The organism is Luteibacter sp. (assembly GCF_009912395.1).
In the GTDB taxonomy this organism is placed as follows: Bacteria; Pseudomonadota; Gammaproteobacteria; order Xanthomonadales; family Rhodanobacteraceae; genus Luteibacter.
In genome coordinates this window covers 1-14814 of sequence record NZ_WNDO01000048.1, presented here as the reverse complement: position 1 = coordinate 14814, position 14814 = coordinate 1, and the positions used below count along the sequence as shown (strand labels likewise).

Here is a 14814-nt window from a genome sequence, read left to right as displayed (position 1 = left end):
ACGCACGGCGGGCGTGGTGCGGGCGTTCCTGTGCAGGGCGATCAGCATGCTTGGACCTCCGGAGGTGATTGCAGTGACTCTATCAATCCTCGCATCACCGCTCGGGCCATGAAGAGTGGATAGCGATTCTCGCTTATGCAATCATCCGGGATGCGACAACTACATGGACACGCCCTACAGTCAAACCAGCTATACGGCCGAGTTTATTGAGAACCAGCAGGCCAAGACCTTGGCTGATGTATTGAGCATGGACCCGTCGGCCACAGTGGCGAGCCCTGGGTCAGGAGGTGTATTTATTGCAAACACATTCATGATGCGTGGCTTCGGCATTGGGCCACGAACCGGTAGCGCAGAAGGGGCGGTGCAGATAAATGGCATGTATGGCCTCGCCCCCAACTACCTCAACCAGATCGACTACGCCGAGCGGGTTGAAGTACTGAAAGGCCCAGCGCGCTGCTCAACGGAATCTCACCTTCGGGCGATTCGGGCGGGACCCTGAACATCGTCACCAAGCGCGCGCCCGACAAGCCCATTGCTCGACTGACCTTCGACTATGCGACGGACTCGCAGTTCGGGACAGCGGTGGACATGGGCCGCCGTTTTGGCGAGACAGGCGAATGGGGCGTTCGCTTCAATGGCCGCTACCAGAACGGTGAAACGCCAAGGGATGGCAATTCACGGCGCACCTCGCTTGCTGCGCTTGCATTGGACTATCGTGGCCGCGATTTACGGGTTGCCTTGGATCTCATTTCGCAGTCGTACCACGACAACCGCGCTCCCACAAAATATTATCTCGCAAATTACCAAGGTACCGCCGTTCCAAGCGCCCCAGATTTAAAAATCAATGCAACAGACCCTTCGGCATGGTCGACCGAAAAAATGGATTCTGTCCAAGTGACTACTGAATATGACATCAGCAGCAATTGGCAGATTTTTGCGGGCGCAGGACAGAGCCGAATTGCGTACGACTCCATTGATCCATATGAACCGCTTGTCGATAACATCGGCACAACAAAGCGGTCTTTTACAAGCTACCACGCACCGGCAAAGAAGGAAAGCTATCGCGCAGGTATTCGTGGTCAACTCGAGACTGGGCCGGTTTTGCACAAGATGGTGTTCAGTGCTGACTGGTATCGAAACAAAATCTCGACCCTCTATGCGCCGGCGCTAGGTGTTGTGCCCGATGGAAACATCTACCTGCCCGCTGTTCCCCTTGCCCTCCAGTTTGGACAGATGCAAGAGAACTCGACAGCGGCCAGTAGTTTCAGAAGCATAGTATTAGCGGACACTTTATCTACGTTGAATGATCGTGTTTAATTGACCGTGGGCTTGCGTCATCAGGAGGTTAAATCAGCAAATATACCCTATGGGGTTGCCTCATACAGCCGCACCGCCACGACACCCAGTGTTGCGCTGTTGCTCAAACCAGCGGACAACATCTCTGTCTACGGGAGTTATATCCAGGGACTAGCGCAAGGCGATACGGCGCCGTTGTTAACCACCAATCCAAATATTCTGAATCCAGGAGAAGTGCTACCACCTTACAAAACGCGCCAGAAAGAGATTGGCATTAAATACGATGGCGGCGGCTTCGGGGCTACAGTTGCCCTTTTCAGCATAGAGAGACCGAGTGCCGCTGTTGGCCCCGACAATTATTTCCGCGTCCATGGCCAGCAGCACAATCAGGGTCTGGAAATGAGTCTGTTCGGCGAGCCCATGCATGGATTGCGCCTGCTGGGCGGGCTGACTTACATTGACGCCCGTTTGCGAAAAACCCCTGATGGTGTCAATGAAGGCAATCCCGCCACCGGTGTGCCCAATTACCTGGCCAAACTGAATGTGGAATGGGATGTGCCGGGCGTACCGGGCCTGACGTTGACGGGTCGGGTCACACGCATGAGCAAGCAATACGTCAATCCGACCAATACGTTGTCGATTCCGGGCTATACCCTGTGGGACGCGGGGGCGCGTTACGCTATGAAGGTTGGCGGCAAGGATGTGACGCTGCGCGCCAGCGTGGCCAACCTCACCAACAAAGCCTACTGGGCATCTGCCAGCTATCTTTCTCCGGGGGTATATCTAGGAGCACCTCGGACAGTGCTGCTGTCCGCCAGCATGGATTTCTGACGGCAGCGCGACATGAGGTCGAGCACGCTGCGCCAGTGGATCTGGGTGCACAAGTGGAGCAGCCTCGTGTCGATGCTGTTTCTGCTCATGCTGTGCATCACGGGTCTGCCGCTGATCTTCGGGCACGAGATCGAGGACTGGCTCGATCCGCATCCGTCCGAGGCGGGTGTCGCACCGGGCACGCCCGCGCCCACGCTGGGGAGCATCGTTCAGAAGGCGCTGGCGGCGCGGCCAGCAGGCCATGTCGCCGTCTCTCTGTTTTTCCCGGAGGACGAGCCGCATGCGCTGAGCGTCACCACAGCCGAGACCGCCAGAAAGCCGGATCGGGGGGAGTGGCCGGGCCTGTATTTCCAGTCCTTCGACCAGCGCACGGGAGAGGTGCTGAAGGCGCAAGGGCCGGATACCGGATTCATGTCCGTCATGTTCCGCCTGCACTTCGACATGTATGCCGGGCTGCCCGGCACGCTGTTCCTGGGCGCGATGGGGCTGCTGCTGGTGGTGGCGGTGGTCTCGGGGGTGGTGGTCTATACGCCTTTCATGCGCAAGCTGGATTTCGCCACCGTGCGGGTGGCGCGCGGGCCGCGCGTGCTGTGGATCGACCTGCACAACCTGCTGGGGATCGTCACCGTGGCCTGGGTGGTCGTGGTGGGCGGCACGGGCGTGATCAATACCTTGAACGAGCCCTTGTTCGCGCAATGGAGGGCCACGGCTGCGGCTGAAGTGCTGATGCCTTACAGGAACGTGCCGCCGGTGACGCAGCGGGCTTCGATGGATGCCGTCATGGCATCGGCCCGAGCGGCCGCGCCGAATCGGGAGGTGTACTTCATGCAGTTTCCCGGCACGCCCAATGCAGGCGCGCACCATTTCGTGGCTTTTACCCGGGGCACGACGCCCTTGACGAAGCGGATGCCGCGCATGGCCCTGATCGACGCGCAGACGGGCAAGCTGTCCGCCATGCCGGACATGCCGTGGTACCTGAAGGCGCTGTTCCTTTCCCAGCCGCTGCACTTCGGCGACTACGGCGGCCTGCCGCTGAAGATCATCTGGGCGCTGCTGACGCTCATCACCATCGTGGTGCTGGGCAGCGGCATCTAACTGTGGCTGCGCAAGCCTGCGGGCGCGCAGGCCAAGGCGCGCGAGCCGAAAGGGGCTATCGCATGACGCGCCCGGCGGCCCGTTCGCTGTGGATGATCTTTCGCTGGCCGCTGCTGATCGGCGTGGTCAGCATCGTGGGCCTCGTCTCGGCGCTGGTGGGCGACGGCGTTTGGGATGCGTCGTCGTGGGCCGCGCTGGGCCTTCCGGCGCTGGGGTTCGGCGCGTGGTGCCTGCGGCCTTCCATGCGGGCGCGGGAGGGGCGGCGGTAGCGCCGGGCGTGGATGCGACCGAGCGCCGCCGACCTTTCGCAGCGCCACGCGATGGGCGCTGATTCCTTGCTCCAGCGCCTACGGGTCGCGGGCATACGCCTGAGTGTGGCGCGCATCGGGGTGATGCAGGTGCTGCAAGCCGCCGAGCCGCAGCCCTTGGGAGTGGAAGATGTGTACCGACGCATGGGCCAACGTGGCACCCGCGCCAGCCTGGGCACGGTGTACCGGGCCATGAATGAACTGGAAGCGCACGGCCTGCTGCTGCGCGAGTGGAGCCATCACCGCAAGGCGCTGTACCGCATCAAGCCGGCCGGCTTCGACGGGCACCTGCTGCGGCTGGTGTGCCGCGATTGCGAGCGCAGCGTGGCTGTCACCGACGCGGCGCTGCTGGCCGAACTGGAGCGGCAGGCGCGCGCGCAGGGGCTGGCGCTGGCCGGCTCGGCGGTGACGATCGCGTGCGAGTGCCAGCGCTGCGGTGCGGCAGGCGATGAGGACGCTCGGGCGCCCGCCCCGTGTCCCTGCCCTCTGGCCAGAAGGAGGGCGTGGCCCGTGGCCGCCAACAGCGGATGACATAGCAGCACATCACATCAGCGGAGGCAACATGCAGTTCAGACACTTGCGATACTTCCCAAGCGCGCCCGAAGAGCGAGACAGAAGGGCCTGCCCGGTACTTGCTGCGAGGCCGGCATGATCGAATTGCGCCATCTCCGCTACTTCCGCGCCGTGGCCGAGGAGCAGCACTTCCACCGCGCGGCCGAGCGCATTCCGATGGATCTGTCGGCGCTGTCGCGCGCGGTGCGCGAACTGGAGGACTACGTGGGCGTGGAACTGCTGGTGCGCTCGCCGGCCGGCACGCGCATCACGCCCGCGGGCGCCCGGATGCTCGAAGAAGTGCGCGGCGTCTTCGATGCCATCGAGCAGGCCACGCGGGGGGCGCGCGAGGTGGACGGGCGCGAGCGTCTGCCGCTGCGCATCGGCATCGCCGATGGCCTGATCCAGCCCATGCTCTCACAGTGCCTGGCCCTGTGGCGCGAGAGAGTGCCCGAGATCGGGCTGGAACTGATCGAACTGCGCACGCTGCTGATGGCCGAGGCGCTGCGGCGCGAAGAAATCGATGTGGGTTTCACCTTCGGCCTCTGCGTGGCCGAGGGCCTGGTGCAGGAGCCGGCGTGGTCGTACAGCCTGCTGGTGCTGATGCGCGCAGGACACGCGCTGGCGGGCCGGCCGACACTGGCCCTGTCCGACGTGATTGACCAGCCGCTGATCGTTTGCGACCCGGCCTACAAGCCCGGCGTGCACCACCAGGTGGACCGGCTGCTGCGCAAAGAGGCGGACGGCGCCGAACTCACCATCGCGGGCAATGCGGGCAGCCTCGCCAGCTTCATGACGCAGATCGGCGCGGGCTATGGCGTCGGCCTGGTGGACGTCGGGCACATGCAGTCGATGGCGCGCCCCGACCTGGCGATGGTTCCGCTGGCCGACCCGGAGGCAGAACTGGTCACCCACATGCTGTGGAAGCCACCGCGGGACGGCCAGCCGCTGCACGCCTCGGTGCGGCGCTTCGTCGAGCACGTGCGGGCCATGCGCGACGCATCCGCCACCGCCGCGCCGTAGTGCGCGCCGCGCCAGGGCGCTGGCGCATCGGCCTTGGACGCGGGATGCGTTCCTGGCGATCCTTCTTTCCTGAGACACGCTGCCTTCGCCGTGCATGGCGGGCGGCTGCGAACGGCCTTGCATCGCATGGCCTGCGCTGCGCTACGCCTGCATGGGTGTGCCGCGCGGGCACTTGATTCCAGACTTGCCCGAGCGGCGCCGCGTGGGCGCTTGCGTACCTGGAATGACTGCGAAAGGAGGTGTTCATGTCCCAAGGTGCCCACACCGGCATCCTCTACGGCCAGATCGGGGCCGTGGCCGGGGTGGCCCTGGGCGGCGTGTGGGCCGCCACGCAATGGACTGCGCAGGCGCTAGGCCACCAGCCGCGCCTGGGGCCGGCGTGGTTCGACCTGGGCGGCCTGCCGGTGTACGAGCCCTGGAAGCTGTTCGAGTGGTGGTACTGGTACGACGCCTATGCGCCGCAGGTGTTCGTGCGCGGCGGCGCCATCGCGGCGGGCAGCGGACTGCTTGCCACGGGCGTGGCCATCGGCATGGCGGTGTGGCGCTCACGGCTGGCGCGGCGCGTCACGACCTACGGCTCGGCCCGCTGGGCCGAACCCGAGGAGATCGAGAAGGCGGGCCTCGCCGGCGATGCCGGGGTCTTCCTGGGCCGGCTGGATCGCCAGTTGCGCCGCCGGCTGCCCAGGTACCTGCGCCATGACGGCCCGGAGCACGTGCTGGCCTTCGCACCCACACGGTCCGGCAAGGGCGTGGGCCTCGTGGTGCCCACGCTGCTCACCTGGCCCGGCTCGGCCGTGATCCACGACATCAAGGGCGAGAACTGGGCGCTGACCGCCGGCTGGCGTGCGCGCTTCTCGCACTGCCTGCTGTTCAACCCGACCGATGCGAAATCGGCCGCGTACAACCCGCTGCTCGAAGTCCGGCGCGGCGCGCACGAGGTGCGCGACGTGCAGAACATCGCCGACATCCTGGTGAACCCGGAAGGTGCGCTGGAGCGGCGCAACCATTGGGAGAAGACCAGCCACGCGCTGCTGGTGGGCGCGATCCTGCACGTGCTTTACGCGGGCGAGGACAAGACGCTGCGCGGCGTGGCGAACTTCCTCAGTGATCCGGCGTGTCCTTTCGAGGCGACGCTGCACCGGATGATGAGCACGCCGCACCTGGGCGATACACCGCACCCGGTGGTCGCCTCCGCTGCGCGCGAGGTGCTCAACAAGTCGGACAACGAGCGCTCCGGCGTGCTGTCCACCGCCATGAGCTTCCTGGGCCTGTACCGCGACCCCACGGTGGCGGAAGTCACTTCGCGCTGCGACTGGCGCATCGCCGATCTCATCTCCGCCGGGCACCCGGTCTCGCTGTACCTAGTCGTCCCGCCTTCGGACATCTCGCGCACGAAGCCGCTGATCCGGCTCATCCTCAACCAGATCGGCCGGCGCCTGACCGAATCCCTGGACGGCTCCGATGGCATCGAGCGCCGCCACAGGCTGCTGCTGATGCTCGACGAGTTCCCGGCGCTGGGCCGGCTGAACTTCTTCGAGTCGGCGCTGGCCTTCATGGCGGGCTACGGCCTGCGCGCCTTCCTGATCGCGCAGAGCCTGAACCAGATCGACAAGGCCTACGGCCCGAACCACTCGATCCTGGACAACTGCCATGTGCGCATCGCGTTCGCGACCAATGACGAACGCACGGCCAAGCGCATTTCCGATTCGCTGGGCACAGCCACGGAGCTTCGCGCGCAGCGCAACTACGCGGGCCACCGGCTGGCGCCGTGGCTGGGCCACCTGATGGTGTCGCGTCAGGAGACGGCGCGGCCGCTGCTCACGCCCGGCGAAGTGATGCAGATGCCGCCCGACGACGCGGTGGTGATGGTCTCGGGCCATCCGCCGATCCGGGCGAAGAAGCTGCGGTACTACCAGGACGGGAATTTTACGCGGCGCGTGCTGGCGCCGCCTGTGCTGGTCGCTGGTGCCTACGTGGATCGGCCCGCCGGCCGCCTGGACGACTGGAGCGGCCTGGCCGTTCCGGTGCCGGTGGCTGGTATCGAGAACACCGATGCGGCTGGCTTGGCGGACGAAGGCGGCCACCAACTTAAGCCTGAACTGGAGGTGGCGCAGATGCCCGCGTACATGCCCGACGACGGCGACCTGATCCTGCTGGACGACGAGCGCGACGACGACGCGCCGCTGCTGCCGCGCGATCTCGATCGCCAGCTCATGCGCACCGCCCGGCTGGCCGCGCTGGACCCTGACGACGGGATCGCGCTATGAGCCTCAACCATCGCCGTTCTCGCCTGAACATCTTCATCGAGCCCGAGCACGCGAAGCATTTGGAGGACTTCGCGGCGCACCGGGGCGCCTCGAAGTCCTCGGTGATCGCGGCGGCGCTGGCGTCCTTCCTCTCGCCCGACGCGATGGATCAGCGCGAGGCGGCGATGGCCAGGCGCCTGGACCGCCTGTCGCGTCAGTGCGACCGGCTGGAGCGCGACCAGGCCATCCTGATCGAGGCGGTGGCGCTGTACGTGCGCCACTACCTGACCCTGGCGCTGCCGGTGCCCGAGCAGCAGCAGGAGGCGGTGCGCGCCCACGGCCGCGCGCGCTACGCGCAGTTCATCGAACAGCTCGCCCGCCACATCCAGCGCGGGCGCAGCCTGGTGCGCGAGGTTCACGAAGAGATCGGGCCAGCCTTCTCGGCGCCACAGGAAGGCGAGCCCCCCGGCTCCGATGAAGGAGGCGCGCCATGAAGCGTATCGACCCACCGCAGGACCATGCCGAGGGGGATGACAACAAAGGCTCCAAGCGCCGCATCCGCATGCTGCGCACCGCGATGGGGCCGGAGATTGCAGCCGCCCTGGAAGACCCTGAAATCGTGGAGGTGCTGCTGAACCCGGACGGCTCCCTGTGGGTGGACCGGCTGGGCACGGGCCGTGCGCCCACGAGCCACAAGCTGCCGGCACCGGTCGCGGAACGGATCATCCGGCTGGTGGCGGCGCATGTGCGCGCCGAGGTGCATCCGGGTGCGCCGCTGCTCTCGGCCGAACTGCCCGAGACGGGCGAGCGCTTCATGGGCGTGCTGCCGCCGATCACGCGGGCACCTTCGTTCGCGATCCGCAAGCGGGCGCTGCGCATCATGACCCTGGCCGACTATGTAGCCGACGGGATCATGAGTGAGGCGCAGGCGGCGTTCCTGCGCGCCGCCGTGCGCGAGCGCCTGAACATCGTCGTGGCCGGCGGCACCAGCACCGGCAAGACGACGCTGGCGAATGCGCTGCTCGACGAGATCGCCCACACGCACGACCGCGTGCTGATCCTCGAAGACACGGTGGAGTTGCAGTGCCGCAGCGACGACCACGTGGGCATGCGCACGGAGCCCGGCGTCAGTTCCATGGCCGACCTGGTGCGCGCCACGCTGCGGCTGCGGCCGGACCGCATCGTGGTCGGGGAGGTTCGCGGCGCCGAAGCCCTGGATCTGCTCAAGGCCTGGGGCACCGGGCATCCGGGCGGCATCGCCACGGTCCACGCCGGCACGGCCCGGGGCGCGCTGGTGCGCCTCGAACAGCTCGTGCAGGAGGTCAGCGTCACAGTGCCGCGCGCGCTGATCGCCGAGGCCGTGAACGTCATCGTGCTGATCGCCGGGCGTGGCCGCGCCCGCCACGTGCGCGAGATCGCGCGCGTCATCGGTTTCGATTCACACGGCTACCAGCTCGACACCGCCCTTGCGCCGGGTTTTCCGGCCATCCCGTCTTCACCAATTTTTCAACCCCCGTCATCCACCACAGGAGATTCGACATGACGATTCCGCGTATTTCCGTCAAACCGCGCCTGCCTTCGGCGGCTTTGGCGCTGCTGCTCGCCTTCGCCGCGCCCGCGCACGCGGCCGGCTCCAGCATGCCCTGGGAAGCGCCGCTGCAATCCATCCTCGAATCCATCCAGGGGCCGGTGGCGCGCATCGTGGTGGTGATCATCATCATCGCCACCGGCCTGGCGCTGGCCTTCGGCGACACCAGCGGGGGCTTCCGCAAGCTGATCCAGATCGTCTTCGGCCTGTCGATCGCGTTCGCGGCTTCCAGCTTCTTCCTGTCGTTCTTCAGCTTCTCGGGCGGGGCGATGCTGGCATGACGGCCACCACCGATGACCTTGGATTCGAGGTGCCGCTGCATCGCTCGCTCACCGAGCCGATCCTGCTGGGCGGCGCGCCGCGCACCGTGGCGATCGCCCACGGCACGCTGGCCGCCGCGGTCGGGCTGGGCCCGCAACTGTGGATTCCGGGCGTGGTGCTCTGGATCGTCGGCCATTCGCTGGCGGTGTGGGGTGCGCGCGTCGATCCGCAGTTCATGGCGGTGTTCTCGCGGCACATCAAGCACCGCCCGCTGCTGGATGTGTGAGGGGATGCCATGCTGAACCTAGCCGAATACCGCCAGCGCCCGGCGCTGCTGGCCGACTGGCTGCCCTGGGCCGGACTGGTGGCGCCGGGTGTCGTCCTGAACAAGGACGGCAGTTTCCAGCGCACGGCCCGGTTTCGCGGGCCGGACCTGGACAGCGCCACGCAGGGCGAGTTGATCGCCACGTCGGCGCGCTTAAACAACGCGCTGCGCCGGCTGGGTTCCGGCTGGGCCTTGTTCGTGGAGGCCGAGCGCCGCGCCGCCGCCGATTACCCGCACTCCGAGTTCCCAGAGCCGCTGTCGTGGCTGGTGGATGAGAAACGTCGTGCGGCCTTCGAGGATTCGGACCAGCACTTCGAGAGCGGCTACCACCTGACGCTGGTGTATCTGCCGCCCGAGGAGTCGCGCGCCCGCGCAGCGGGAATGCTGTACGAGAACCGGCCCACCGAAGGCGTGGACTGGCGCGGCCGGCTCGATGCCTTCGTCGCAGAAACCGATCGCGTCTTCGACCTGCTCGACGGCGTGATGCCGGAAATCGCCTGGCTGGACGACAGCCAGATGCTGACCTACCTGCACACGACCATTTCGACGCGGCGCTACCACGTTGGCGTGCCCGAGGTGCCGTTCCACATCGACGCGCTGCTGACCGACTGCGCGCTGGTCGGGGGCCGGGCACCCGTGCTGGGCGACCAGCACCTGCGCGTGGCTTCGGTGCGTGGGTTTCCGACCTCGACCTGGCCGGAAATTCTGGACGACCTCAACCGCCTGGGCTTCGCGTACCGCTGGTCAACCCGTTTCCTCTGCCTGGACAAGGCCGAGGCCGAGAAGGAACTGGTGCGGCTGCGCCGCCAGTGGTTCGCCAAGCGCAAGAACGTGGTGGCGCTGCTGCGCGAAACCATCTTCCAGCAGGAGACGCCGCTGGTGGACACGGACGCCAGCAACAAGGCCGCCGACGCGGACGCGGCCTTGCAGGAGTTGGGCAGCGACCAGGTGGCCTTCGGCTATCTCACCGCAACGGTGTCGGTGCTCGACGCCGACCCGGCCGTGGCCGACGAGAAACTGCGGATGGTGGAGCGCGTGATCCAGGGGCGCGGGTTCGTGACGATCCCCGAGACCTTGAATGCGGTGGATGCGTGGCTTTCGTCGATCCCCGGCAACGCCTATGCGAATGTCCGACAGCCGATCGTCTCGACCCTCAACCTCGCCCACATGATGCCGGTGTCGGCCGTGTGGGCCGGCCAGGAGCGCAATGCGCACCTCGACGGCCCGCCGCTGATCGTCACGCGCACCGATGGCGCGACGCCGTTCCGGCTGGTCACGCACATCGGCGACGTGGGCAACACGCTGGTGGTCGGCCCCATCGGCATGGGCAAGTCGGTGCTGCTGGCGACGATGGCGATGCAGTTCCGCCGCTACCCCGGCTCGCGCCTCTTTGCGTTCGACATGGGCCGCTCGATCCGCGCCACCATCCTGGGCCTGGGCGGCGAGCACTACGACCTGGGTCCGGACGGGAACATGGCCTTCCAGCCGCTGGCGCGCATCGACCGGGAGGGCTGGCGCACCTGGGCGGCCGAGTGGATTGAGGGCCGGCTGGTGCAGGAGGGTGTCGCTGTCGGGCCGCCGGAGCGCGAGGCTGTATGGACGGCCCTGGGGAGCCTGGCCGGCGCGCCCCTGGAGCAGCGGACGATGACCGGGCTTTCCGTTCTCTTGCAGTCCAACGCGCTGCGCCAGGCCCTCGCGCCGTATGTGCTGGGCGGCGCGCACGGCAAGTTGCTGGACGCGGACCACGACCGGCTCGGAACCGCCGACATCCAGGCCTTCGAGATGGAGGAACTTATGGCGAGCAAGGCGGCCGTGATGGCCGTGCTGCGCTACCTGTTCGCGCGCTTCGAGGAACGGCTGGACGGCGCGCCGACGCTGCTGATCCTCGACGAGTCCTGGCTGTTCCTCGACGACCCGCTGTTCGCGGCGCGCATCCGGCAGTGGCTCAAAACCTTGAGGAAGAAAAACGCCTCGATCGTCTTCGCCACGCAGAGCCTGGCCGACGTGAAGGACTCGGCCATCGCGCCGGCCATCATCGAAAGCTGCGCCAGCCGAATCTTCCTGCCGAACCCGCAGGCGGCCGAGCCGCAGATTCGCACGATCTACGAAGGGTTCGGTCTCAACCGGCGGCAGATCGAGATCGTCGCCACCGCGCAGCCCAAGCGCGACTACTACTACCAATCCCGTCTCGGCAACCGCGTGTTCGACCTCGACCTGGGGCCGGCCACGCTGGCCTTTGCCGGTGCATCCACGCCACAGGCCCAGCAGGACATCGACTGCGTGCTGCGCGAGGCCGGCGTGCCCGGCTTCGCAGGCGCCTGGCTGCGCGATCGCGGCCTCTCCTGGGCGGCCGACCTGCTGTCCACGTTTCCCGCGCCTTCCTTGCCTTCCCAACCACAGGAGAAATCACCATGAAGTCTCGTACCCCCAAGCTCGCCGCCGTGGCCTTGGCCGGCGCGCTCGCCTTCTGCGCCGCGCAGCCGGCAGCGGCGTTTGTCTTCATCGACCCCGCGAATCTGATTCAAAACACGCTTACCGCTCTCCAGACGCTGGAGCAGATCTACAACCAGATCAAGCAGTTGCAGAACGAGGCCCGGATGCTGGAGAACCAAGCGCGCAACCTGACCAGCCTGCCGTCCAGCGTGGTGAACCGGCTGCGCGTCAACCTCGCGACGACCCAGCGCCTGATCGACCAGGCCAAGGGGCTGGCCTACGACGTGGCGACGATGGACCGGGAATTCGCCCGTCTGTATCCCGAGCAGTACGCGGCCACCGTCAGCGGCGATCAGATGTACCGCGACACGCAGGAGCGCTGGAAGAACACGCTCAACGGGTTGCAGACCGCCATGCGGATGCAGGCCCAGGCGTCGAAGAACCTCAACGATGACGAGGGCGTGCTGACCGATCTGGTGAGCCAGAGCCAGTCCGCCGTGGGCGCGCTTCAGGCCATGCAGGCGACCAATCAGCTTCTGGCCTTGCAGGCCAAGCAGTCGATCCAGGCGCAGCGGCTCCAGCTCACGCAGGACCGCGCCGTGGCGCTGGAGCAGGCGCGCCAGGCAGCGGTGCAGGAGCGCGCGCGGGAGGTGCGCCGGCGCTTCATGGGCAGCGGCACGCCGTATACGCCCCATGCGGTGAATTTCTATGGCAACCCGTGAGGCCGCCATGAACAGGATCTTTATCGTCTCTGCCGTCCTGTTGCTGGCTGCCTGCGGGAAGCCCGACCCCTCCAAAACCATCGAATCGGTCGAATCGCTGGTGGCGAACCCCGAGCGGCTGCGCGAGTTGCGAGCAGCCTGCAAGGCCGATCACGCCAAGATCGGCGATGCGCAGTGCAACGCGGTGGCCGAGGCCACGCGGCGGCGTTTCTTCGGCTCGGGCGGGCCCAAGTACACGCCGCCCGCATCGCCGCCGGGCGGCTTCTGGCAGGAGGATGCGCCCAAGGCGGCCTCTCCTGCGCCTCCAGCGCCGGCCACGCCGAAGGACTCCCCATGAACGATGTGGCGGTCATCGACCGCTTCCTCGACACGTTCTCGCGCTACATCGATTCGGGGTTCGGGCTGCTCAATGGCGAAGTGGCGTTCCTGACCGCCACGCTGGTGGCGATCGACATGACGCTGGCGGGCCTGTTCTGGGCGATGGGCCATGCCTCGGGGCAAGGCGACGACGTGATGGCGCGCCTGATCAAGAAGGTGCTCTACGTGGCCGCCTTCGCCTACATCATCGGCAACTTCAACCGGCTGGCGGGCATCGTCTTCAACTCGTTTGCCGGGCTGGGGTTGACCGCTTCCGGCTCCGGCCTGTCGCAGGCGCAGTTGCTGCAGCCGGGCCAGTTGGCCAAGGTCGGCATCGCCGCCGGCCAGCCGATCATGGCGCAGATCGGGGACATGACGGGCTTCCCCGAGGTGTTCGCGCACCTGGACACGATCGTGGTGCTGTTTCTGGCCTGGCTGGTGCTGATCGTGTGCTTCTTCGTGCTGGCGGTGCAGCTCTTTGTCACGCTGATCGAGTTCAAGCTGACCACGCTCGCCGGCTTCGTGCTGGTGCCGTTCGCGCTGTGGAACAAGACCAGCTTCCTCGCCGAGAAGGTGCTGGGCAATGTGGTGTCCTCGGGCATCAAGGTGCTGGTGCTGGCGGTGATCGTGGGCATTGGCTCGACGCTGTTCAGCGAGTTCACGGTGCCGCCCGGCGCCGATCCCTCGATCGACCATGCGCTGGTGATCATGCTGGCCTCGCTTGCCATGCTGGGGCTGGGGATCTTCGGGCCGGGGATCGCGACCGGGCTGGTGTCCGGGGCGCCGCAGCTTGGCGCCGGTGCGGCAGCGGGCACGGCCGTGGGCGCGGCGGGCCTGGCTGTGGCCGGTGGCGCGGCCGTCGCGGGCGCGGGTTCAGCCGTTGCGGCGGGTGCGCGCATGGCGCCGGGCGCCGCGCGCGCGGCCATTGGCGGCGGCGCCGCCGCAGCCCGATCAGCCTCGACCCTGGCCAGCGGGGCGAAGGCCGCCTATCAGGCCGGCGCGGCCGCATCGGCTGGCGGTCCGGTCCGCACCGCGGGCGCAGGCATTGCCAACGTGGCGAGGACCGGTGCCCGGGCGGCGGCGCAGCACGTAGCTGCGGGCACCCAGGCCATGAAGGACCGCGTGACGGGCTTCGTGTCCGAGGCGGCGGCACCTGCTGGCGCGTCCGTCCCGGGCGCTGTGGCGGCCAGTGCCGGCGCGGCGCCCGCCACTTCGGAACCTGCCTGGGCGCAGCGCATGCGCAGGCGCCAGCACGTGGCGCATGCGGCCACCACCACCGCCCACGTACTGCGTTCGGGCGACCACGGCGGCAGCGGCTCGGGGCCGAGCCTGCGCGACCCCTCGTCCTGATGTCACAGATTCACAAGGAGACGCCATGCGATTCAAACGTCCTCTGGTGCGCTACGGCGACACGCCGCAGCCTGCCACTCCGTATCACGCTGCTGCCCAGGTGTGGGACGAGCGCATCGGCTCGGCCCGCGTGCAGGCGAAGAACTGATCTTGCCCCCGTTTCACGGACACCCCTATAAGCGATTAACTATCGCAATAGGAGGTGGACGATGACCAAGAGCAAGGCAGGCAGAAAGGGGCAGGAGTTCAGCCTGGAGTTCAGGCAGCAGGCACTGTTGCGAGCGGCCACAGAAGGGGTAACCACGGTGGCTCGTGATCTGGGGTTGCAGCCTGCCCAGCTGTACAGTTGGCGCGCCCAGGCGCGGCGGCACGACCAGGACGATCAGGCACAACGCTTGGAGTTGGCCGAACATGCACGGCTCAAACG

General features: G+C 67.0%; 16 protein-coding genes and 2 pseudogenes. All 18 read left to right on the top strand.

The genetic code is table 11. The features are described 5' to 3' along the window. The first annotated feature begins 163 nt into the window (after nt 1-163). The gene (locus GAK28_RS24480; RefSeq protein ID WP_291785460.1) at nt 164-499 is read left to right on the top strand and encodes a Plug domain-containing protein; all 336 of its coding nucleotides are present in this window, start codon (nt 164-166) and stop codon (nt 497-499) included. A gap of 89 nt (nt 500-588) precedes the next feature. Then, nucleotides 589-1317: a hypothetical protein gene (locus tag GAK28_RS24475; protein WP_291785457.1), complete on the top strand. Its 729-nt coding sequence runs from the start codon at nt 589-591 to the stop codon at nt 1315-1317. A 6-nt stretch (nt 1318-1323) separates the two neighbouring features. Next, nucleotides 1324-2127 (top strand): TonB-dependent receptor, encoded by an 804-nt coding sequence (locus GAK28_RS24470; RefSeq protein ID WP_291785465.1) that lies wholly within the window; start codon nt 1324-1326, stop codon nt 2125-2127. 12 nt (nt 2128-2139) lie between these two features. Next, nucleotides 2140-3222, top strand: a complete 1083-nt coding sequence (locus GAK28_RS24465; RefSeq protein WP_291785454.1) for a PepSY domain-containing protein — start codon at nt 2140-2142, stop codon at nt 3220-3222. Between the two features lie 62 nt (nt 3223-3284). Next, on the top strand, nt 3285-3491 hold the full coding sequence (locus GAK28_RS24460; RefSeq protein ID WP_291785451.1) for a hypothetical protein: 207 nt from the start codon (nt 3285-3287) through the stop codon (nt 3489-3491). 12 nt (nt 3492-3503) lie between these two features. Beyond that, nucleotides 3504-4061, top strand: a complete 558-nt coding sequence (locus GAK28_RS24455; RefSeq protein ID WP_291785448.1) for a transcriptional repressor — start codon at nt 3504-3506, stop codon at nt 4059-4061. Nucleotides 4062-4178: 117 nt separating this feature from the next. Further along, entirely contained in the window at nt 4179-5105 is a 927-nt protein-coding gene (locus GAK28_RS24450) for a LysR family transcriptional regulator (protein WP_291785445.1), read from the top strand. Between the two features lie 245 nt (nt 5106-5350). Further along, nucleotides 5351-7372 (top strand): conjugal transfer protein TraG, encoded by a 2022-nt coding sequence (locus tag GAK28_RS24445; protein ID WP_291785442.1) that lies wholly within the window; start codon nt 5351-5353, stop codon nt 7370-7372. After that, entirely contained in the window at nt 7369-7845 is a 477-nt protein-coding gene (locus GAK28_RS24440) for a CopG family transcriptional regulator (RefSeq protein ID WP_291785440.1), read from the top strand. Before GAK28_RS24445 ends, GAK28_RS24440 begins: the two co-directional genes overlap by 4 nt. A gap of 68 nt (nt 7846-7913) precedes the next feature. Then, entirely contained in the window at nt 7914-8894 is a 981-nt protein-coding gene (gene trbB, locus GAK28_RS24435; protein ID WP_291785463.1) for a P-type conjugative transfer ATPase TrbB, read from the top strand. Next, complete coding sequence (locus GAK28_RS24430; RefSeq protein WP_291785438.1) at nt 8891-9220, top strand: TrbC/VirB2 family protein; 330 nt, start codon at nt 8891-8893, stop codon at nt 9218-9220. Before trbB ends, GAK28_RS24430 begins: the two co-directional genes overlap by 4 nt. Beyond that, the gene (locus GAK28_RS24425) at nt 9217-9486 is read left to right on the top strand and encodes a VirB3 family type IV secretion system protein (protein ID WP_291785436.1); all 270 of its coding nucleotides are present in this window, start codon (nt 9217-9219) and stop codon (nt 9484-9486) included. The genes GAK28_RS24430 and GAK28_RS24425 overlap by 4 nt, the downstream gene beginning before the upstream one ends. 9 nt (nt 9487-9495) lie before the next feature. Continuing rightward, nucleotides 9496-11940: a conjugal transfer protein TrbE gene (gene trbE / locus GAK28_RS24420; RefSeq protein WP_291785435.1), complete on the top strand. Its 2445-nt coding sequence runs from the start codon at nt 9496-9498 to the stop codon at nt 11938-11940. Next, the gene (trbJ, locus tag GAK28_RS24415; protein WP_291785431.1) at nt 11937-12680 is read left to right on the top strand and encodes a P-type conjugative transfer protein TrbJ; all 744 of its coding nucleotides are present in this window, start codon (nt 11937-11939) and stop codon (nt 12678-12680) included. Before trbE ends, trbJ begins: the two co-directional genes overlap by 4 nt. 7 nt (nt 12681-12687) lie before the next feature. Next, nucleotides 12688-12936: pseudogene (locus tag GAK28_RS24410) on the top strand (EexN family lipoprotein); the annotation flags it as partial. 77 nt (nt 12937-13013) lie between these two features. Continuing rightward, nucleotides 13014-14387 (top strand): P-type conjugative transfer protein TrbL, encoded by a 1374-nt coding sequence (trbL, locus tag GAK28_RS24405; RefSeq protein ID WP_291785428.1) that lies wholly within the window; start codon nt 13014-13016, stop codon nt 14385-14387. Between the two features lie 25 nt (nt 14388-14412). Further along, nucleotides 14413-14532 (top strand): annotated as a pseudogene (locus GAK28_RS24400) (conjugal transfer protein TrbF); the annotation flags it as partial. 64 nt (nt 14533-14596) lie between these two features. Continuing rightward, the coding region (locus tag GAK28_RS24395; RefSeq protein WP_291784907.1) for a transposase at nt 14597-14814 on the top strand (218 nt) is incomplete at its 3' end.